The following is a 19,253-nucleotide window of genomic DNA, read 5'->3' on the forward strand; positions in this document are numbered from 1 at the left end:
CCAATTTCAGAGAAGACCTGAGGATACAACGCTGCAATGCCTTTACTTGAATTGAAAAAAGCCTGTCTTAATTACGGAACTCAGGTGCTGCTTGACCAGGTAGATCTGGTCGTTGAGAAGGGGCAGCGCCTATGTCTGATTGGCCGTAATGGTGCAGGCAAGTCAAGCATGCTTAAGGTGATTGCTGGCGATGTTGCCCTGGATGATGGCAGTGTTTGGCGAATGCCGGAGCTTAAGATTGCCCGCCTGGAGCAGGATCTTCCAGAAGCCGACGACCTCAGTGTTTACGATGCCGTGGCGCTGGGGCTCGCCGAGACCGGTAAGTTGCTAGCGGATTATCATCGCCTAGTAATGGAAGAGAGTTCCGAGCAGCAGCTGAAGCAGTTGGGTAAATTGCAGCAGGCCATTGATGCCTGTGACGGTTGGAGTGTACAGCAGCGTGTTGAAACGGTGATCTCTCGATTGCAGTTACCCATGGACAAAAAAATGTCCGAATTGTCTGGCGGCTGGCGTCGTCGAGTGGCACTGGCGCGAGCACTGGTCATTGACCCTGATGTGTTACTGCTGGATGAGCCCACAAACCATCTTGATGTGTTGGCTATTGAATGGCTGGAAAAACAAATTCTTGATTTTCAGGGCGCAGTCATTTTTATCACCCACGATCGCTCTTTGTTACAAGCTGTGGCCACAGATATTGCCGAGCTTGACAGGGGGCATCTGCGTTTATGGCACGGCGATTACCACAGTTTTCTTAATTTTCGTGAGCAGCAATTGGCGGAAGAGGAGCGTCATAACGCCTTGTTTGACAAGCGTTTGGCGGAAGAGGAAAAGTGGATTCGACAGGGTATTAAAGCCCGTAGGACACGCAATGAAGGCCGGGTTCGCGCCCTCAAAGCAATGCGCGAAGAGCGTGGTCAGCGTCGCGAACGGCAGGGTACAGCTAACATTACCCTGGCAACCGGAGATAGCTCGGGCAAGCTTGTCGCTGAACTGGTGAATGTGAATCATGGCTGGCAAGGCATTTCGCTAATCAATCATTTTTCTACCACCGTGGTGCGCGGCGATCGCATAGGTTTAATCGGGCCAAACGGTATTGGTAAGAGTACGTTGCTGAAAATTATATTGGGTGAGCTGACACCCAATGAAGGCAAGGTAAAGTTGGGTACAAACCTGTCGGTTGCCTATTTTGACCAGCTGCGTGATCAGCTGGATCTTAATAAAAATGCTGTCGACAATGTTTCCGAAGGACGCGATTCGATAACCATTGGTGGCCAGTCCCGGCATATCATGAGTTATCTTAACGATTTCTTATTTTCCGGTGCGAGGGCGAGGACGCCTTTGCGTGCACTATCCGGTGGCGAGCGTAATCGGGTTCTGTTGGCCAAGCTGTTCAGTAAAGACAGTAACCTGCTGGTGCTTGATGAGCCGACCAATGATCTCGATGTGGAAACCCTTGAATTACTGGAAGAGGTGCTAGCGTCTTATCAGGGAACGGTTTTGTTGGTTAGTCACGACCGATCCTTCCTCGATAATGTCGTTACCAGCACCATTGCTTTTGAGGGCGATGGCAGGGTACTGGAATATGTTGGCGGTTATGGCGATTGGTTGCGCCAGGGTGGGCGCTGGCCTGATTTACAAGACAAGGAAAAACCACAGACGCCAAGTCCGGTTACTGCAGAAGTAGTGCAGCCCGCTGAAGCAGGCAAAAAACAGAAGAAAAAACTCAGTTATAAATTCCAGCGTGAGTTGGATGAATTACCGGCAAAAATTGAGGCCGCAGAAACCTTGGTTGAGTCTTTGGAGGAGGAGTGTGGTGCGGCTGATTTCTATCAGCGTGATCACGACGAAGTCAGCCAAAAGCTGGCAGCCTTGGGTGAAGCGCAGCAACAGCTGGAAGCCCTGTACGATCGATGGGGTGAGCTGGAAGAGATGCAGGAATAAGGCGTGTCAACAGAGGGGCGCCTGAGGAAAGAGACAGGATAGGGGCGTTTATGCCCCCATTGTTTTGTCCAAAGATTTACTCAGGCAAGGATACCCGCACCGCCAAAACATCGCATTTTGCACCGTGAAGAACCCCGTTGGCGGTAGAGCCAAGCAGCAATGCCAAACCACGGCGACCGTGACTTCCCACCACCACAAGATCGCAGTCTTCTTCCTCGGCCAGGCGATGGATCTCGGCGGCAGGTTGGCCAATAACCACGTGCTGGTTGTGCGTGCCGATTGTGATGTTGCTGACGATCTTATCCAGCTGCTCTTGCGCTTGAACCTGTAACTGCTCCTGGACCTCGGTAAGGTCTACCGGAATGTCACCGCCATAGGCAAACGTCAGGGGCTCAATGACATGGGCAAGGGATAGCTTGGCACCCGAATTGGTAGCCAGCTCAATAGCTTGTTGTAACACTTGATCCGATTCTTCGCTGAGATCCAGTGCCACCAGAATATGTTGATATTTTGCCATGGCCTTCATCCTTTTTGCCGGGTTTGGTTTTATACTAGCGCCAATTTATGGGCTTGCCCAGCCTTAGTGATACGCGCTTGGCAGGATCATTGATCTGGCGCAATTACGAATTACCTTTACTACAGCGACTATCTTTTATGTGGTTACCTATCATTATTATTGCTCTGGCCGTTGCGATGGTTGTTGGGCCTATCATGTTAATGCAACCGACCCAGCAGCAACGCCGCCAAGCCGCTCGTCGGCAGCATGCTGCGGCCTTGGGGCTGCGCGTTCATTTGCAGCCTCCCCCAGAAGGTACTGGCGTTGAAGCCAAGCAAGTGGCTATGTACTGCTTGCCGTGGCAGGAGGCCAAACAGGGCCGTAACAGCTGGTGTTTGGTGAAACGGCAATTCGAGCATGAGCTACATTTCCTGGGGGCCTGGGATTGGCAGGTGAAACCCGCTAAAACATTGCCTGATACAGCCATCAATGCAGATGGTTTGTCTGCGTTACCTGAAGGTGTGATCGCGGTTGCTAGTGGCCCGCAGGGCTTATGTTGCTATTGGCAAGAGCGCGGTGAATTGGAACGTGTCGATCAGATTGCTGATTGGCTACAGCGTACCGCCAAGTTGATGGCATAGGATTTATTTCGCTGCTGCCTGGGCATCCTGTTCCGGTGGAGGAGGGGTGTAGGTGGTGGTATCACTTTCATCAGGATTGAAGTGGGTTTCTGGCATTAAGTCCGTAGATAGAGATTTACGACGATTGCTTAAAATTTCTCCAAGTTCCTTGATCATGCGATGTCGGCGATGATCACTGTGGGCCGATTGTGACAGTGTTTGCTGGGCGCGCTTGTAGAACGCGTGGGCGGTTAAGATATCGCTACGATTGAGTGCCTTGTGACCCTGAGCGATATGGGAAACAACATCCACCATCAAATAGCTCCAGCTAAGCTGAGTGATAAACAGGTTGTTTTCTTCCAGTGAAATATTGCCGATGGCATGCTGGTGTTTTAATACTCTGCCCGCTTCGTTCAACAGATGCTGAGCCCGCGCAATCTGGGAATCACTTTCACGCAATCGGCTTAAGGTGCGCTCTTGGCTTTCGTTGCTCAGCTCTTCACTGCGTTTCTCTGCATTGCCAAGGTTTGCGTGCAGGTAGGTGGCGGATGGATCCAACTTAATCATTGCCTGCAACATATCAATGATTTCGTCGTTGATAATCTTGGCAATAGCCCGGGATTCAACCAGCAGATCGACTTCTATGACCAGTTCTTCGAGTTCATCAACTTTACGTTTGAGGTCTTTCAATTTTCGACGAATCAGACGGGTACGCCTTTCCCGCTCATTGGCGACGCTGACGGCAATCAGTGAGCCGATGGCGATAATGCAAAAAAGTACGAGGTAGGCTAGGGCTGTCATGACTCAGGTGCGACGGCTGAATGTGTTGTAAAAATGAGCTTCTTATAAGGTTAAAATCGGCATCGTGGAGCAAAACTTTATCCTAGCAGGCCTTGGCTGTCAGCATGAATTTCGTGCCAGGGGAACAATTTTCTCTTTTCTTATCACAAGATTATGTGCTATTCCTAAAAAGAATTCGATCACTGCCTAAAAAACAGGCAGCAAGCAGGGGGATTTCTATTAATGCTTGACCGCTGCTGCACAAGGTCTTATATATGCGCTCTTTGAGGCGTTGAGCCTTGTTTTAAGTCTTTATTGAACGGCTTTGAGTGTTTTTTAAACAAAAATGTCGTCTTGTATCTATAAATAGAAGGAACCTATGGGCAAATCCTTAGTTATTGTTGAGTCGCCAGCCAAGGCGAAAACCATCAACAAGTATTTGGGAAAGGACTATATCGTTAAGTCGAGCATTGGTCATATTCGTGATTTGCCGACCAGTGGTAGCGGTAAAACGGCGGTTGACCCAAAAGAGCGTGCCCGTCAGGCGGCGATTACCCGCAAGCTGTCCCCGGAAGATAAGATTCTTCACAAACAGCGCAAAGCCAAAGAGCAACTCATCAAACGCATGGGTATCGACCCAGAGAATGGCTGGGCTGCCCACTATGAAATCCTGCCGGGCAAGGAAAAGGTTGTCGATGAACTGGCAAAACTTGCCGAAGATGCCGATACCGTTTATCTCGCGACGGATTTGGATAGGGAAGGGGAAGCCATTGCCTGGCACCTGCGTGAGGCAATAGGCGGGAGTGAAGATCGTTTCCGTCGGGTTGTGTTTAACGAGATTACCAAATCGGCCATTCAGGAAGCTTTTGAAAGCCCTGGTCCTATCGATCAATCCCGCGTTAATGCACAGCAGGCCCGTCGTTTCCTGGATCGTGTTGTGGGTTATATGGTCTCACCGCTGTTGTGGGAGAAGATTGCCCGCGGTTTGTCTGCCGGTCGAGTTCAGTCGGTGGCGGCAAGATTGGTTGTTGAGCGTGAGCGAGAAATTCGTGCTTTTATCCCGGAAGAGTATTGGGATGTCTTTGCTGAACTAAGCAGTGATGCCGGTGAGCCCATTCGTTTTGAGGTGAAAAAATACCAGGGTTCTGCATTCAAGCCGGTTAATGAAACTGAGGCCATGGCCGCCGTTAATGCCATGCAGGCTTCGGCATTCACCGTATCCAACCGTGAAGACAAGCCGACAAAATCAAAACCGTCTGCCCCGTTTATTACCTCAACACTGCAGCAGGCCGCCAGTACGCGTTTAAGCTTCAGTGTCAAAAAGACCATGATGATGGCCCAGCGTTTGTATGAAGCTGGCTACATCACCTATATGCGTACCGACTCGACCAACCTCAGTAAAGAGGCTGTAGAGTCATGCCGCGAATATATTCTGGAGCAATACGGCAAACCTTATTTACCAGAATCCCCTGTACTTTATAGCAGCAAGGAAGGCGCCCAAGAGGCACACGAAGCGATTCGTCCTTCCAGTGTTACGGTAAAACCAACCCAGCTTAAAGGCATGGAGCGTGATGCAGAGCGTCTCTATGCGCTGATTTGGCAGCAGTTTGTAGCCTGCCAAATGACGCCGGCTGAATTTACCAGTACCTCTATTGTTGTTAGTGCCGGCGACTATGAATTACGCACCCGAGGTCGGGTGATTCGCTTTGATGGTTTCACCAAAGTTCAACCGCCGGTCAGCAAAAAGGATGAAGATGTTGTTCTGCCTGAGCTCAGTGTCGACGACATTCTGAATCTGGTAAAACTCGAGCCAAACCAGCATTTCACCAAACCTACGGCGCGTTTTACGGAAGCCAGTCTGGTAAAAGAATTGGAGAAGCGGGGCATTGGGCGCCCGTCTACCTACGCCTCGATTATTTCTACCATTCAGGATCGCGGTTATGTCCATATCGAAAACCGCCGTTTCTATGCCGACAAGATTGGTGACATTGTTACTGAACGTTTGATTGAAAGCTTCTCCGAGCTGATGGATTACAGCTTTACGGCCAATATGGAAGAATCTCTCGATGAAGTGGCCGAGGGCAAGCTGGAGTGGCATCAGCTGCTCGACAAATTCTACAGTGATTTCTCTGAGGATTTAAAAACCGCCGGAGCAGTTGATGGTGGTATGCGCGCAAACGATCCCACCGATACTGATATCGAATGTGGTAACTGCGGACGTCATATGCAAATCCGTACTGGAAGCACAGGGGTCTTCCTGGGCTGTTCCGGTTATGCCTTGCCGCCGAAAGAGCGCTGTAAAAACACCATGAATTTGGTCAGCGGTGATGAGGCGGTTAACGTCGACGACGATGACGAAGCAGAATCCAAACAGTTGCGTAATAAGCGCCGCTGTAAGCTCTGTAACACCGCAATGGATAGTTATTTGCTCGATGAAAAGCGCAAAGTACATATTTGTGGCAATAACCCAGATTGCTCGGGGTATGAAGTCGAAGAGGGTAGCTTTAAGTTAAAAGGTTATGAAGGCCCGGTTATCGAGTGTGATAAATGCGGTGCCGATATGCAGCTCAAAACCGGTCGCTTTGGTAAGTATTTTGGCTGTACATCGGAAAGCTGTAAAAACACCCGCAAACTGTTGCGCAATGGTGAGGCGGCACCTCCGAAGATGGATCCCGTACCTATGCCTGAGTTAGCCTGTGACAAGGTTGAGGATCATTATATTTTACGTGATGGTGCATCTGGCCTGTTCCTGGCGGCGAGTAAATTTCCGAAAAACAGGGAGACACGTGCGCCGTTGGTCAATGAAATTTTGCCGCACAAAAAAGAAATTGATCCAAAGTATGAGTTTCTTTTCTCGGCGCCGGTTGAAGACAGTGATGGTAATCCAACGGTTATTCGTTACAGTCGTAAAACCAAGGAGCAGTATGTGCAGTCAGAAATTGAAGGCAAGGCAACCGGTTGGAAGGCCTTCTATCAAGGCGGTGCCTGGGTAGTGGCTGAAAAACCAGCCAAGAAGGCGGCGCCTAAAAAATCGACAGCCAAAAAAGCAGCACCAAAAAAGAAATCCACGGCTAAAAAAGCCAAGGCCGAAGAGTAATTAACTCTTCACGCAGCCAAGTCTTACTCTGTCTATGAGTAAGGCTTGGTCCGCTTCAGTTCAGAGATACCTATGAGTAATCCCTACCTGCCATTGGTCAATCAAAAAATGGCGTATATTCGCCAGCTGTTATCATTTGCTAAGGCCGATCCAGAGAATCTTAGTCAGCGCCAATCCAATGCGGCAATCGCTGATGCCGCATGTTTGGAGCTGGCTGTGGCCTATCGGTGTTTTCTTCGCGAGCTCGCAAGCCATTACCGGGTAGCTAATCCTCAAGCTATTGATTCTGCCCTAGTAGCACTTCAGGGGGTAGAGGCGCTATCGGTTGCGTCCCCAGAAGTGCAGGAATGCAATTCGCTGGAGCAACTTCAAGGTGGTAGCGAATCATGGTTGGCGGATACGCTGCATTATGCTGCGCAAGCACTGAATCCTGTGCCGACTGCTGACGATGTGAAATCGCAGGCTGCCGTGCAATTGATCAGTGCTGTTGACCTAAGCAAGGGCGGACAGGAGTCTTTGACTGCTGCGGCAGTCAAAGGTTGGTTTATAGCCTTCTGTGAGCTTGTGGAACGCCATAGAGAGGGGCTACAGGAATTTTAAGCCTGACCCTTGATCCTTTGTGGGGCGGGCGTGACCTGGGTGACTGATCAATGGTAGAATAGGGCTTTGAATCACGTGCCCTTGGGTGTGGCTTATCAGTTGGTGTTTTACCGGCTTGCCCAGAAGAGGAATCGCGGCAGCTGGAGTATCTATGTCATCTTCCCTTTATGAAATTGTCGACCTTGGCGATGGTGAAATCGGCTTGCGTCGTGCGGGAGAGGACTCTGAGCCACTAGTGCGTATCAAGTTTTCCGAAGAGTCTGTACATTTTCTCGGCGAAGCCCGTTTCGAGGTTGCCAAGGCCATGATCGAGGCCGGTATGGAAGCGGTTGGCGATTTGGCTGAGCAGGATATGGCGGCTTTCGAGCTTGAAGCTGAGCCCAGGATTTTACACTAATCGGTAAGTGTTCTGCTTATCGGAATCTCAACAAGAGTCCATCGCATTTACCCGACTTGGCAGCAGCATCGAGTTGGGCGATAGCTTTTTCTGTAATGACACCTGGGCTGGCAATTACCGTATGGCTGGTACCAGAGCTCAGGGCTTCCCAGATCATCCAGCAATCGGTTTCGCCCTGTGTGTGAATAATGCGCAGTCGCTGTGTATCTACACCATAGGCTTCCAGTAGCGCGCGGTTGATCCCGCGAGGTGCAATCCAGGTCATCCAGCGGCTGTGATCACGTTGGCTTAAATGGGCAATCATTGGCAGTACCATGGCCATATCACTCAGCTGCTCAACAGGCAGTACCAGCTCGGTAACGCCGTGCTGCTGAGGTTTGCTTCTAGCCGCCCCAGCATAAGAGGCGGGGCTAGCTAATGCTTGTTGAGCAAGTGCCATGGTGTTTCTCCCAATAATTGCCCTAAGGCTCTAGTTACCGCGGCGGATAACGCCGACGCTCAGACCTTCAATAGCGAATTCCTGATCGCGCAGATCGACCTCTATCACATCAAACTCTTCGTTTTCCGGCAGCAGCTGTACCATGTGACGGTTGCGCTCGCGCTTAAAGCGTTTGACGGTGACTTCATCACCAATACGGGCAACAACGATATCACCGTTGCGGGCCTGTTCGGTGCGGTGTACTGCAAGTAGGTCGCCATCCATAATGCCGATGTCTTTCATGCTGTAGCCGTGTACGCGTAACAGATAGTCAGCACTGGGTTGGAAAAGATGGCTGGCAATATCGCAGTATTCCTCGATATTTTCTTCGGCGAGAATAGGGTTGCCAGCGGCTACTCGACCCACCAGCGGGATGCCACTGATTTCTTCCGGTAGACGTATGCCGCGGGATGCGCCGGCAACCATTTCAATGGCTCCTTTGCGTGCAAGCGCTTTAAGGTGCTCTTCTGCTGCATTGGCAGAGCGAAACCCCAGTTCCTGTGCAATTTCAGCCCGTGTAGGTGGATAGCCCGTATCTTCGACGTAGTGTTTGATAAGGTTCAGCACTTCTTCCTGGCGCGCGGTTAGCTTGGTAGCCATATCGAGAGTCCTTTAAAAGTCCCTGTGAGATAAAAGTTCTGTTTTTTTATACAGTGTCTGTAAGTATATACAGTGCTTTTTTAGGTTGGCAAGCTTTTTTGGCAATAAAACGTCATCTGCCAGCCTTTGGGCTGGCAGATGGGGAAGAAGGGCAGGGGCTAGGTTGGACGATTAAAAGTCGTCGATGCCGGGAAAAGAGTCGGGTTCTATGGCAGAGAGGGGGTTCATCCAGCTCTCAGGGTGCAAGGTGTCATCACTAACCCAGTCATTTTCATAACCGCTTTCATAAGCAGCGCCTGCGTCCTCGGGTGGTGATGCAGGGGTCAGGGAGAGCTGTTGCCAGGCTTCAATATCATATTCACTGACTTCGCCGCCAGCATACTGAATCTCAATCGTTGCAGATTGATCGTCGACGGCGACGACTTCAAAATATTCGTTGCCGATTGGGTTGTAGTACCACTCACCTATCGTTGGAAGTTGTAGTGACATAGTGTATTCCCCGGTGTTTATATCCCGATAAACGCTGTGTAATACAAAAATTACCACGCTGAAGCGGCCTTGTGCAGCTGTGTCTTTGTTGTTCTTTATGCCTGTTTTATGACCGAAATATAAGATTGAGTTTTCCCAGTTAACTGATTTTCTTGTATTTCATGGACTTATGATCAGGGCTTAAAATCGAGGTTAAGTTGTTTAAAAACCCGCTTCTATAAGGTAAGTTTGTCAAATAAACAATTGGTCTAAGGGATGTTGTTAATGTGGGCTGTACAGGCAGCCCAATAGCGCGTTGAGTATGGTTTTGCTGTCGATGCGGAGTCTTGACACCTATGGTGCTCAAACGTATGTTTCGTCCACTTGGTCTCAGGTGACCGATCAATTTATAGATATATAAGAAAAACGTTTTCTTTCAGGTAGTAATTTATGGCTCAATCCGACACGGTTGAACGTATCCTTGGCGCTGCTAGTGCGCTATTTGCTGAGCGCGGTTATTCAGAAACTTCGCTGCGCACTATCACCAGCACAGCAGGGGTAAACCTCGCGGCGGTGAATTATCATTTTGGTTCCAAAAAAGAGCTGATTCAGGCCGTGTTTGGGCGCTTTCTTACCCCGTTTTGTAAGTTACTTGATGAGGAATTGGATAAACTGCTGGCAAAATATAATGACTCCAGCACCGCCAGTGTGGATGAGTTACTTGAAGTACTTTTCAGGACACTACTCACGTCAACCGCTGCGATGGGGGAGCGCCCAAGCCAATTTATGAAGCTGCTGGGGCTAGCGTACACACAATCTCAGGATCACTTGCGTCACTATATTATTGGTGAATTTGGGCAATATTATTCCCGATTTACCGGCTTGCTTGAAAAAGCCAATCCTGATATCTCACCTGTTACCTTCTATTGGCGTTTGTATTTTATTCTGGGGGCCTCAGTCTTTACCCTGTCGAGCTATGACCCCATCAGCAATATTCTTAAAACTGACTATGGCCAAGAGTCGACTATTGAGAATACCGTATCTCTGCTGGTGCCATCGCTATCGGCGATGCTGCAATGTGAAGATTTGAGTTAACAGCGTTTTAGCGAGCGAAATTATGAGTTTAGGGCCCTTAATTCTCGATCTCGAAGGTACTGTATTGACCGACGAAGAGCGAGAGTTGTTGCTTCATCCAATGGTGGGTGGGGTAATAATTTTTGCACGTAATATCGAAAACTACACCCAGTTAACTTCATTGCTGTCTGCAATCAGGGAGTGCCGCTCAGAACTTTTGATTTGTGTCGATCAGGAGGGCGGTCGTGTACAACGTTGCCGTGACGGTTTTACCCGCATTCCGGCGATGCAAAGCTTTCATCAATTGCATTGTGATGATCCCGCAAAAGCTGAGCAGTTAGCCGAAGATTGTGGCTGGTTGCTGGCATCTGAGGTCATCGCCTGTGGTTTTGATTTCAGTTTTGCGCCGGTTCTTGATGTTGATGATAACCACTGTAGCGTTATTGGCGACAGGGCATTTTCCCATGAGCCTGAGCGAGTTGCGCAATTAGGGCGCGCTTTTATTCGTGGAATGCAAGATGCGGGCATGTCGGTTACAGGCAAACACTTTCCGGGGCATGGTAGTGTCGTTGCTGATAGCCACCTGGAGTTGCCTGTCGATACGCGCAGCTGGGAAGCGATTGCCGAACATGATTTGGTGCCGTTCCAGGCATTAAGTAAAACGCTTGATGCGGTGATGCCGGCACATATTTTATTTGATCAGATCGATGATCAACCGGTTGGTTTTTCATCCCGTTGGTTGAAGGGAGTATTACGCAAGCAATTGGCATTTGAAGGCGTTATTTTCAGTGACGATCTGACCATGGAAGGTGCTTCGGTGGTTGGTAGTTATGAAGAGCGGGCACGGTTGGCACTTGAAGCGGGCTGTGACTCTGTATTGGTGTGTAACAATCGACAGGGCGCCAAGGCCGTCCTGCATTACCTCGACTCAGCAGATATTCAGCCAAGTTCACGCTTAGGATCTATGCGGGCAAAGCGCTATATTAAGCGAGCAGCACTCGAGGCGACTTCTCGCTGGCAGTCAACCGTACAACAATTATTGGAAATGGATAGCAAATAATGCAAATACCTGAATGGTTAGTGGCTTTTACCGGGCAGGAAGATCTGTGGTGGATAGAAATTTTTGCCGTCGTATTGTTGACCCTGGTTGTATCCTTTTGTGTGCGAGTCTTCCTAGACCGTTTGTTGGTGCGTGCGCAGACCACAAAAAGTCTTTGGGATGATGCGTTAATAGTCTCCGCCAAACAGCCTCTGCGCTGGTTGTTTTGGTTAATTGGCTTAAGTTGGGCGGCCGATATAGCGGCACTGCGGTCAGAGTCTGCTTTTTTTGAAGCGGTAGATCCAATTCGCGAAGTGGGTGCCATAGCACTGTTAACCTGGTTTTTGGTGCGCTTTGTGCGCTGTGCCGAATCCAATTTACTTGACCCCATGTACCGTGCCGAGCCGTTGGATGAAACCACCGTGCACGCCGTGGGTAAGCTGCTGCGTATTTCGGTAATTATTACTGCTGTACTGATTGTGATGCAGTCGCTTGGATACAGTGTTTCGGGGGTGCTGGCGTTTGGTGGTATCGGCGGGATTGCTGTTGGTTTTGCCGCTAAAGATTTGTTGGCAAACTTTTTTGGCGGTTTGATGATTTATCTTGATCGTCCCTTTGCGGTTGGCGACTGGATACGTTCGCCGGATCAGAATATTGAAGGTACGGTTGAAGAGATTGGCTGGCGCTTAACCCGGATTCGGACCTTCGACAAACGACCTCTGTATATTCCTAATTCAACCTTTACTCATATTTCGGTTGAAAATCCCTCGCGTATGACCAATCGCCGAATTTACGAAACCATCGGTATCCGCTACGACGACAGCGATAAAATGGGTGTGATTATTGAACGCGTGGAGGCTTACCTGCGATCGCATGAGGCCATTGATAGCAATCAAACCTTGATTGTTAACTTTAATGCCTTCGCCGCCTCATCGTTGGACTTCTTTATTTATACCTTTACCAAAACCACAGATTGGGTTGAGTTTCATAAAATTAAGCAGGATGTGTTGCTGGGTATACTCGATATTATCGAAAAAGCCGGCGCTGAGTGTGCGTTCCCAACGTCCACGCTACATATTGCTCCCGGTCCTGAAGGGGTTGTTGAAGCGAAATGACTAAGCTGGCAATTATTGGCGGTTCTGGGCTAAACCAGCTTGAGGGTATGGAAAACGCCCAGCAACGTGTCGTCGAGACCCGCTACGGAACTGCTGAAGTAACCCTGGGTGAATTACACGGCCAGCCTGTAGCCTTTATGCCACGTCATGGTGAGGGGCATGTGTTACCTCCGCACCAGATTAACTATCGAGCCAATATCGCTGCACTCAAACAGCTTGGCATAGAACAGGTAGTGGCGTGCAATGCGGTTGGTGGGATTCATTCCGAGATGGGGCCTGGCAAGTTGGTTGTGCCCGATCAAATTGTTGATTACACCTATGGTCGTGAGCACACATTTGCCGAGCAGGGTGATGTGATACATATAGATTTTACCTATCCCTACGATGAGACCCTGCGGTCATTTTTATTGGCCAGTTTAACGCGGCTTGAAATTCCTCATGTCGATTTTGGTGTCTATGCCTGCACTCAAGGTCCGCGTCTTGAAAGTGCTGCCGAGATTGTGCGTCTCAAACGTGATGGTTGTGATTTGGTAGGCATGACGGCTATGCCTGAAGCGGCTTTAGCGCGTGAAGCAGGTTTGGCCTACGCTTCTTTGTGTCTGGTAGCCAATTGGGGAGCAGGTTTAACGGAGGATTTGATAACTATGGAGGAGATTCTTCAGGTTATTGCATCCGGTGTTGAGCAAATCCACCAGGTTTTGTCTGATTTCATCCCTTCACACTGCAATTAAGCTTACAAAGCCATAAAAAGACCATTTTTTTACCACTTTTTACTGGACAGCGGTGGTAAATTATCTTAAAAATGACGTGTCGCAGGGTATACGTAGTTTGATTGCCCACAGCTTGGGGGCGCGCGACGCACGGCAGGTTTTATCGCTGATCCGGCTTTTTTAAGTTCGGGACAGCACTGAAGCCTCCGCGACATACGATAAGATAATAATAGACATATAAAAATAATGAGGTTGTTCGATATGGCAGTTCGCGAAACAGGCACCGTTAAATGGTTCAATAACGCGCGGGGTTACGGGTTCATTACGCGGGGTGAGGATAGCGATGATGTGTTTGTACACTATCGCAATATTCGGGGCGAAGGCTACCGCTCACTCAATGAGGGGCAGGCTGTGGAGTTCGACATCCTTGAGGGTGACAAGGGTCTCCAGGCAGAAGATGTAGCGGCCGTTTAAACAACCTTATTATAAAAAACGCCAGCAATTATGCTGGCGTTTTTATTTTATATTTCCCTTCCAGATTTATGGCGTTGCTGTGGCTTCAGCTGCAGGGATTAAAGCCGTGTCGCCATCCATTAATTGTGTTTCTTCTTCTATCTCTTCTGGCAGTTCATAGGGTGTGATTTTTATCAGTAGTCCCACTAAGGGGTGATCAATAAAATGCAGTTCGCCGCTTCGCATGCGCCGCTTCTGTTTTAGCAGGACAACCTGATCCAGTACATACGGCTGATTAAGAATCTTGTCGTACTCTGTTTCAAGAGAGGTCAAACCACTCCAGGCATCTTCCTGGGTCGCAAGAGGCATCCAGTCCTGGCTTTCAACCTTACGCAGGTCGGGACGAATCGGAAGCATTGGCCAGTCTTTGCTGTCGCTATCCTGGCGCCATGACTGCTGGTTTTGCCCGTAATTGCGGGTGAACTCACTGAGCCATAAATTGGTATGCAGGTGCAGGTAACGGGCGACACTGATGGTGATACTGCCTTCAAGTTCCTGGTGCTCGCCATAGATTTCGCCGCCGTGAATCAGTAACGATGGTGCATTGTCGATATCGACGACCGGCTGGCGCCAGCTTTCATGAAAAAGTACTCGGTAGCGCTTGTCGCGTGCCAGGGCTCGGGCGTTGTTGTTTAGTTCTCGCTGCTCTTCTGGCAGTAGGTAATAGGGTTCTCGCTCAAGGTCGGTTCCAAGAGGTGTGTTGCCATCGGTAGAGGGGGCGGCTTCTTCCGCAGAAGCTGTGTTTTCCTCAGTGTCCTCGGCTAGGGGGGCTAGCTGTAATGGCTGTTTCAGACGCTGCCAGTTTGGTGGGTAGGCCAGGGCAATGTCGGTGCGCCATTGCTCTTGGGCCTGGTTGGGTACATTCTGACTAAATGCGAGTAACTCAATTTGATACCAGCGAATTTCTTTTTCTTCCGGGGCTTCGGTCGAGACTTGCTGTGCCAGCCCAGTGGTAGCGGTGGCGTAGAGGGCCAAACTGAGCGTGGTGGCTAACAATTGTTTTGCTGGCATAGGGTGTTCCATGCGTTATTAAGCACCACTAACTAGCGTTGCTTTGGGTTAATTGGTCGAGCAGTGACTTAACCGACTTTATGCGTTTATCGCTATTTTCCATATCGAGGGAAAATTTTAAATGGTTTGCGCCCTCAAGACGGTATTTTTGTGGTTGGGTTTGCACCATTTTCACAATGGTCAGCGGATCGACCTGGGTTTCGCTGGCAAATTCGATACGTCCATTGCTGGCACTGGCTTCTAACTTGTTAATACCTAGTCGCTGGGCCTTTTGTTTTAGCTCTGTAATCCTGAACAGGTTTTTACAGGCTTCAGGCAGCAGACCAAAGCGATCAATCATTTCTACTTGCAGTTCTTTCAAGGCGTCTGACGACTTGGCGCTGGCAATGCGCTTGTACATTAACAGGCGGCTATTGACGTCGGCCAGATAATCTTCAGGAATCAGAGCGGGCAGACGCAGATTGACCTCTATGCCTGTATCCAGAGCATCTTCTATATTGGGCGTCTTGCCTGCTTTGATCGCATTTACGGCCCGGTCCAGCATCTCCATATAAAGGCTAAAGCCGACGGCCTGCATCTGACCGCTTTGCTCATCGCCCAGCAGTTCACCGGCACCACGAATCTCGAGGTCATGGGTGGCAAGGGTGAAACCAGCTCCGAGATCATTGGCCGAAGCAATGGCGTCGAGACGCTTGATGGCATCGCCGGTCATGGCTTTTTTGTGGGGGGTCATCAAGTAGGCGTAGGCCTGGTGATGAGAGCGGCCTACGCGGCCACGGAGTTGATGCAGTTGTGCCAGGCCAAATTTATCGGCCCGATCGATCACTATGGTGTTGGCATTGGGGACATCAATGCCGGTTTCAATAATGGTCGTGCACACCAGGATATTGAAGCGCTTATGGTAAAAGTCGCTCATCACCTGTTCCAGCTGGCGTTCACGCATCTGGCCATGGCCAATACCGATACGGGCATCAGGAATAAGCTCTTCAAGTTCGCGAGCGACTTTCTCAATGGATTTGACTTCGTTGTGCAGATAGTAAACCTGACCGCCACGCAGAATTTCACGCAGTATGGCTTCTTTGATCAGGTTGTCATCGCTTTGACGGACAAACGTCTTCACCGAGAGGCGTTTTGCGGGCGGCGTGGCGATAATCGATAGGTCACGAATACCGGACATGGCCATATTCAGGGTTCGTGGAATTGGGGTGGCCGTCAGCGTCAGAATATCTACTTCTGAGCGCAGTGATTTTAATTTTTCTTTTTGACGTACACCAAAGCGATGCTCTTCGTCGATAATCAATAAACCGAGAGATTTGTAGTTTAAATCCGACTGCAGCAGTTTGTGGGTGCCAATAATGATATCAACCTGGCCGTCGGCAATTTTTTGCTGGGCCGCATCGATTTCTTTATTGCTGCGAAAGCGCGACAGCACCTCGATATTTACCGGCAGTTCGGCAAAGCGATCCTTGAAATTTTCGTAATGTTGTTGCGCCAGCAGGGTGGTGGGTACCAGCATCGCGACCTGTTTGCCACTGTGTGCAGCAATAAAGGCTGCGCGCATGGCAACTTCTGTTTTACCAAAGCCAACATCACCACAGACAAGGCGATCCATCGGTTGTTCGGACAGCATATCTTTGTAAACGGCTTCGATAGCTTGTTGCTGGTCTGGGGTTTCTTCAAACGGGAAGCTGCTGGAGAAACGTTGGTAGGCTACAACCGGGTCTTCAAAGGCATGACCTTTGCGGGCTGCACGGCGGGCATAAATATCCAGCAGTTCTGCGGCAGCATCGCGTACCTGTTCGGCGGCCTTGCGTTTGGCTTTTTGCCACTGTTCACTGCCGAGTTTATGCATGGGAGCCAGGGCTTCATCTGCACCGGAATAGCGACTGATGAGGTCGAGGCTGGCTACAGGCACATAGAGCTTGGCTTCGTTGGCATATTCCAACATCAGAAATTCATTGGTTTCACCGTCTACGGTGATGGTTTCCATTCCGCGGTAACGGCCAACACCGTGATCGATATGAACAACAGGGGCGCCCATATTTAATTCGGTCAGGTTTTTTATCACCTGATCACTTTGGCTTTGCTGCTTGTTACGGCGACGTTGCTGCTGAACTTGTTCGCCAAACAATTCTGTTTCGGTAATAACTGTTATGGCTGGGTTATGTAGCTGGGTGGCGCGTTCGACGGTACATACGGTGATGCAGATGGGCTTGTCGTGTTGTAAAAACTCCGACCAGTTGTCGATTTCTGTGGGTTGGATGCGAATTTTTTGCAGTTGTTCTATTAGGGTTTCTCGTCGTCCGGCGGATTCTGCGCAAAACAGAATACGATTGTCTGTCTCAGTGAGAAAACTTTGCAGTTTATGCAGTGGTTGCTCGTGGCGAGCATTGATGGCGACATCGGGTAGCTTGCTGCAGGCAAAATTGTGGTGAGCTGCGTGGTCTTCGACAGAGCTATCGCTAATGGCACTGCTGGCCAAAGGTTTTAATAGGCCAAACAGTGTGGGTGGGGCGACAAACATTTCCGCCGGTGGCAGTAGCGGGCGCTCAGGATCAACGCAGCGGCTTTCGTAGCGCTCGGTTAGATCCTGCCAAAAATGATCGGCGCTGTTAACCAGTTCACCAAGACTAAACACCTGTGTGTTATTGGGCAGGTATTCAAACAGCGTACTGCATTGTTCAAAAAACAGAGGTAGATAATATTCGATGCCTGCCGGGCTGATACCCTGACTGATGTCTTGATAAATCGGGCAGCGCTTGTGGTCTACATCGAAGCGCTCATGCCAGTTGTCACGAAAACGGCCAATGCCAACCTTGTCGAGAGGATATTCTTTTGCTGGCAGCAAGCGGATGTCTTGCAGGCTGTCTATGGTGCGTTGGGTTTCCGGGTCAAAGGTGCGCAGGGTTTCGATTTCATCATCGAATAAATCAATACGGTAGGGCAGGTTGCTGCCCATAGGGTAGATATCGATCAGTGAACCGCGAACGGCAAATTCACCGTGTTCATAAACAGTATCGACACAGTGGTAGCCGGCGTTTTCCAGTTGGGCGCGTATCGCTTTGACATTAAATTGCTGTCCAACCTCAACCATGAGACTGTTGCCGCGTACATAATTTACAGGCGGCAGGCGGTGCATCAGGGTGGTGATGGGGACCACAAGAATGCCGTGTTGTGTTGCCGGTAAGTGGTAGAGCGTTTGCAGTCGTTCGGAAATAATGTCTTGGTGGGGAGAGAAAATATCGTAGGGCAGGGTTTCCCAGTCTGGTAGGGACAAAATCGGTAGTGAATCATCCGTAAAAAAACGTAGCTCGCTTTCAAGGCGTTGCGCTGTGTTGCTGTCAGCGGTAATTACCAGAGTAAGGCTGTCGTGCTGTTTGGCAGCCTGGCATATGGCTAAAGATTGAGCGCAGCCAATCAGTTGGCCCCATCGCTGTTTATTGCCCGGTTTGTTGTTAAGGCTTGGGGCGATAGGGTGTTGCAAGCTCATAGGTATATGCTCTAATGTCATTCATTTTCGGGGCGCTATTGTAGCGGTTTGTGAACCGCTTTGGGTAATTGGCTTTGCTTGGGATCGATTTTTTTACTTGGGGTTGTCGGGCGCTGGTGCTGGTTTTTGTGCTGGCTCTTACCGGCTGTGCCAATCAGTCTTTCGATATTAAGGGGATAGCCAAAACCGATATCGACCTGGTTGCTGATTTGCACCGTGAGGAAACACGCAGGCTGGTCCTATCTTTGGCTACTAAGCTCTACAAGCGTAACCCCAGAGAATTGCGTAAACAGCCTGGTGCAACACTGGAATCCCGTCTCCAGCAGTTACAGCAGACACCAGATTTGAAATTTGCCGAGTTGCAGTGGCAGCAGGGCATTGATGCTATGGATTTGGCTTTTCAGCGAGATTTTCGCGGCGACAGGGTGTTTGCCTTGATTGCCGGGTTGTCTGGGATGCTGCGAGAATCCTATGGCTATAAAGATGAGTTCTTCGTGCTTGATGAGCTGGATCAACAGAAACTCTATATCAGCGCACGCAATATTGAAGTGTTGGTATGGCGTCTGAAGCAGGCCAGGGATAGCCGCGGTAAGCCGTTGATCTATACCAATGCTACGGGAGAGGTACTGAATCTCAGCTTCGAACGGCTGTTTGGTAAGCTCATTGCTCATCAGGATATGTTAGCCAAAGTTATGGCCGGTAAGACCCAGCGAGCCATCAATAGTGTTGCCCACAGTCTCGTCAGTATGACCTTTATGCCCCTCTAATTGGGACTAGTTGGCCTATATCAATTATTCCCCTAACAAATAGCCGCTATATCCCCA

The 19,253-nt window shown here is 49.7% G+C and carries 18 protein-coding genes and 2 pseudogenes; 13 read left to right on the forward strand and 7 right to left on the reverse strand.

All coding sequences use genetic code 11. The features are described from left to right. Window positions 1-36 precede the first annotated feature (36 nt). The 3 genes and pseudogenes from ACGHZ6_RS25735 to ACGHZ6_RS25745 form a co-directional block, all read left to right on the forward strand. Window positions 37-906: pseudogene (locus tag ACGHZ6_RS25735) on the forward strand (ATP-binding cassette domain-containing protein); the annotation flags it as partial. Between the two features lie 150 nt (window positions 907-1,056). Continuing rightward, window positions 1,057-1,374, forward strand: a pseudogene (locus tag ACGHZ6_RS25740) (ATP-binding cassette domain-containing protein); the annotation flags it as partial. A gap of 309 nt (window positions 1,375-1,683) precedes the next feature. Continuing rightward, on the forward strand, window positions 1,684-1,941 hold the full coding sequence (locus tag ACGHZ6_RS25745) for a hypothetical protein (protein ID WP_405027794.1): 258 nt from the start codon (window positions 1,684-1,686) through the stop codon (window positions 1,939-1,941). A gap of 76 nt (window positions 1,942-2,017) precedes the next feature. On the opposite strand, the gene ACGHZ6_RS11400 is transcribed toward ACGHZ6_RS25745, so the two are convergent. Then, window positions 2,018-2,458, reverse strand: a complete 441-nt coding sequence (locus ACGHZ6_RS11400) for a universal stress protein (protein WP_390618986.1) — start codon at window positions 2,456-2,458, stop codon at window positions 2,018-2,020. Between the two features lie 47 nt (window positions 2,459-2,505). Between ACGHZ6_RS11400 and ACGHZ6_RS11405 the strand changes: the two genes are divergently transcribed. After that, window positions 2,506-3,078 carry a hypothetical protein gene (locus tag ACGHZ6_RS11405; RefSeq protein WP_390618987.1) on the forward strand — a complete coding sequence of 191 codons (573 nt, stop codon included), beginning with the start codon at window positions 2,506-2,508 and terminating at the stop codon, window positions 3,076-3,078. A gap of 3 nt (window positions 3,079-3,081) precedes the next feature. Here ACGHZ6_RS11405 and ACGHZ6_RS11410 read toward each other — a convergent pair whose 3' ends face one another. Continuing rightward, a complete protein-coding gene (locus tag ACGHZ6_RS11410) occupies window positions 3,082-3,858 on the reverse strand; it encodes a hypothetical protein (protein ID WP_390618988.1) in 777 nt (258 codons plus the stop codon). A 358-nt stretch (window positions 3,859-4,216) separates the two neighbouring features. Between ACGHZ6_RS11410 and topA the strand changes: the two genes are divergently transcribed. The 3 genes from topA to ACGHZ6_RS11425 all read left to right on the forward strand — a co-directional run bounded on the left by topA (window position 4,217) and on the right by ACGHZ6_RS11425 (window position 7,931). After that, window positions 4,217-6,934 (forward strand): type I DNA topoisomerase, encoded by a 2,718-nt coding sequence (gene topA, locus ACGHZ6_RS11415; RefSeq protein ID WP_390618989.1) that lies wholly within the window; start codon window positions 4,217-4,219, stop codon window positions 6,932-6,934. 72 nt (window positions 6,935-7,006) lie between these two features. Next, complete coding sequence (locus ACGHZ6_RS11420; RefSeq protein WP_390618990.1) at window positions 7,007-7,534, forward strand: DUF6586 family protein; 528 nt, start codon at window positions 7,007-7,009, stop codon at window positions 7,532-7,534. Between the two features lie 151 nt (window positions 7,535-7,685). Continuing rightward, a complete protein-coding gene (locus ACGHZ6_RS11425) occupies window positions 7,686-7,931 on the forward strand; it encodes a hypothetical protein (protein ID WP_390618991.1) in 246 nt (81 codons plus the stop codon). A 16-nt stretch (window positions 7,932-7,947) separates the two neighbouring features. Here ACGHZ6_RS11425 and ACGHZ6_RS11430 read toward each other — a convergent pair whose 3' ends face one another. The 3 genes from ACGHZ6_RS11430 to ACGHZ6_RS11440 all read right to left on the reverse strand — a co-directional run bounded on the left by ACGHZ6_RS11430 (window position 7,948) and on the right by ACGHZ6_RS11440 (window position 9,498). After that, window positions 7,948-8,370 (reverse strand): cell division inhibitor SulA, encoded by a 423-nt coding sequence (locus ACGHZ6_RS11430; RefSeq protein ID WP_390618992.1) that lies wholly within the window; start codon window positions 8,368-8,370, stop codon window positions 7,948-7,950. Window positions 8,371-8,400: 30 nt separating this feature from the next. Next, window positions 8,401-9,009, reverse strand: coding sequence for a transcriptional repressor LexA (gene lexA / locus ACGHZ6_RS11435; RefSeq protein ID WP_390618993.1), 609 nt, complete (start codon window positions 9,007-9,009; stop codon window positions 8,401-8,403). Between the two features lie 171 nt (window positions 9,010-9,180). After that, complete coding sequence (locus tag ACGHZ6_RS11440) at window positions 9,181-9,498, reverse strand: DUF6763 family protein (RefSeq protein WP_390618994.1); 318 nt, start codon at window positions 9,496-9,498, stop codon at window positions 9,181-9,183. 429 nt (window positions 9,499-9,927) lie between these two features. Between ACGHZ6_RS11440 and ACGHZ6_RS11445 the strand changes: the two genes are divergently transcribed. From ACGHZ6_RS11445 to ACGHZ6_RS11465, 5 genes are all read left to right on the forward strand, one after another. Further along, window positions 9,928-10,572 (forward strand): TetR/AcrR family transcriptional regulator, encoded by a 645-nt coding sequence (locus tag ACGHZ6_RS11445; protein WP_390618995.1) that lies wholly within the window; start codon window positions 9,928-9,930, stop codon window positions 10,570-10,572. A 22-nt stretch (window positions 10,573-10,594) separates the two neighbouring features. Then, the gene (gene nagZ, locus ACGHZ6_RS11450) at window positions 10,595-11,611 is read left to right on the forward strand and encodes a beta-N-acetylhexosaminidase (protein WP_390618996.1); all 1,017 of its coding nucleotides are present in this window, start codon (window positions 10,595-10,597) and stop codon (window positions 11,609-11,611) included. Continuing rightward, window positions 11,611-12,705 carry a mechanosensitive ion channel family protein gene (locus tag ACGHZ6_RS11455; protein ID WP_390618997.1) on the forward strand — a complete coding sequence of 365 codons (1,095 nt, stop codon included), beginning with the start codon at window positions 11,611-11,613 and terminating at the stop codon, window positions 12,703-12,705. The genes nagZ and ACGHZ6_RS11455 overlap by 1 nt, the downstream gene beginning before the upstream one ends. Next, window positions 12,702-13,436, forward strand: coding sequence for an S-methyl-5'-thioinosine phosphorylase (locus tag ACGHZ6_RS11460; RefSeq protein ID WP_390618998.1), 735 nt, complete (start codon window positions 12,702-12,704; stop codon window positions 13,434-13,436). The genes ACGHZ6_RS11455 and ACGHZ6_RS11460 overlap by 4 nt, the downstream gene beginning before the upstream one ends. A gap of 240 nt (window positions 13,437-13,676) precedes the next feature. Further along, on the forward strand, window positions 13,677-13,889 hold the full coding sequence (locus ACGHZ6_RS11465) for a cold-shock protein (RefSeq protein ID WP_390618999.1): 213 nt from the start codon (window positions 13,677-13,679) through the stop codon (window positions 13,887-13,889). A gap of 66 nt (window positions 13,890-13,955) precedes the next feature. Here ACGHZ6_RS11465 and ACGHZ6_RS11470 read toward each other — a convergent pair whose 3' ends face one another. Next, the gene (locus ACGHZ6_RS11470) at window positions 13,956-14,939 is read right to left on the reverse strand and encodes a CsiV family protein (protein WP_390619000.1); all 984 of its coding nucleotides are present in this window, start codon (window positions 14,937-14,939) and stop codon (window positions 13,956-13,958) included. 28 nt (window positions 14,940-14,967) lie between these two features. Beyond that, the gene (mfd, locus tag ACGHZ6_RS11475; protein WP_390619001.1) at window positions 14,968-18,429 is read right to left on the reverse strand and encodes a transcription-repair coupling factor; all 3,462 of its coding nucleotides are present in this window, start codon (window positions 18,427-18,429) and stop codon (window positions 14,968-14,970) included. A 116-nt stretch (window positions 18,430-18,545) separates the two neighbouring features. On the opposite strand from mfd, the gene ACGHZ6_RS11480 reads away from it, so the two are divergent. Continuing rightward, window positions 18,546-19,196, forward strand: a complete 651-nt coding sequence (locus tag ACGHZ6_RS11480) for a hypothetical protein (RefSeq protein ID WP_390619002.1) — start codon at window positions 18,546-18,548, stop codon at window positions 19,194-19,196. Window positions 19,197-19,253: the final 57 nt, after the last annotated feature.

It is taken from the genome of Maricurvus nonylphenolicus (genome assembly GCF_042854845.1).
In the GTDB taxonomy this organism is placed as follows: domain Bacteria; phylum Pseudomonadota; class Gammaproteobacteria; order Pseudomonadales; family Cellvibrionaceae; genus Maricurvus; species Maricurvus nonylphenolicus.

Bases quoted from the DNA above. Each gene is read 5' to 3' on its own strand.
- ACGHZ6_RS11425 (WP_390618991.1), top strand. From the start codon at position 7,686: ATGTCATCTTCCCTTTATGAAATTGTCGACCTTGGCGATGGTGAAATC.
- ACGHZ6_RS11460 (WP_390618998.1), top strand. From the start codon at position 12,702: ATGACTAAGCTGGCAATTATTGGCGGTTCTGGGCTAAACCAGCTTGAG.
- ACGHZ6_RS11445 (WP_390618995.1), top strand. From the start codon at position 9,928: ATGGCTCAATCCGACACGGTTGAACGTATCCTTGGCGCTGCTAGTGCG.
- ACGHZ6_RS11430 (WP_390618992.1), bottom strand. From the start codon at position 8,370: ATGGCACTTGCTCAACAAGCATTAGCTAGCCCCGCCTCTTATGCTGGG.
- ACGHZ6_RS11420 (WP_390618990.1), top strand. From the start codon at position 7,007: ATGAGTAATCCCTACCTGCCATTGGTCAATCAAAAAATGGCGTATATT.
- ACGHZ6_RS11400 (WP_390618986.1), bottom strand. From the start codon at position 2,458: ATGGCAAAATATCAACATATTCTGGTGGCACTGGATCTCAGCGAAGAA.
- mfd (WP_390619001.1), bottom strand. From the start codon at position 18,429: ATGAGCTTGCAACACCCTATCGCCCCAAGCCTTAACAACAAACCGGGC.
- ACGHZ6_RS11470 (WP_390619000.1), bottom strand. From the start codon at position 14,939: ATGCCAGCAAAACAATTGTTAGCCACCACGCTCAGTTTGGCCCTCTAC.
- ACGHZ6_RS11440 (WP_390618994.1), bottom strand. From the start codon at position 9,498: ATGTCACTACAACTTCCAACGATAGGTGAGTGGTACTACAACCCAATC.
- ACGHZ6_RS11465 (WP_390618999.1), top strand. From the start codon at position 13,677: ATGGCAGTTCGCGAAACAGGCACCGTTAAATGGTTCAATAACGCGCGG.
- nagZ (WP_390618996.1), top strand. From the start codon at position 10,595: ATGAGTTTAGGGCCCTTAATTCTCGATCTCGAAGGTACTGTATTGACC.
- ACGHZ6_RS11405 (WP_390618987.1), top strand. From the start codon at position 2,506: ATGGGCTTGCCCAGCCTTAGTGATACGCGCTTGGCAGGATCATTGATC.
- topA (WP_390618989.1), top strand. From the start codon at position 4,217: ATGGGCAAATCCTTAGTTATTGTTGAGTCGCCAGCCAAGGCGAAAACC.
- lexA (WP_390618993.1), bottom strand. From the start codon at position 9,009: ATGGCTACCAAGCTAACCGCGCGCCAGGAAGAAGTGCTGAACCTTATC.
- ACGHZ6_RS11455 (WP_390618997.1), top strand. From the start codon at position 11,611: ATGCAAATACCTGAATGGTTAGTGGCTTTTACCGGGCAGGAAGATCTG.
- ACGHZ6_RS11410 (WP_390618988.1), bottom strand. From the start codon at position 3,858: ATGACAGCCCTAGCCTACCTCGTACTTTTTTGCATTATCGCCATCGGC.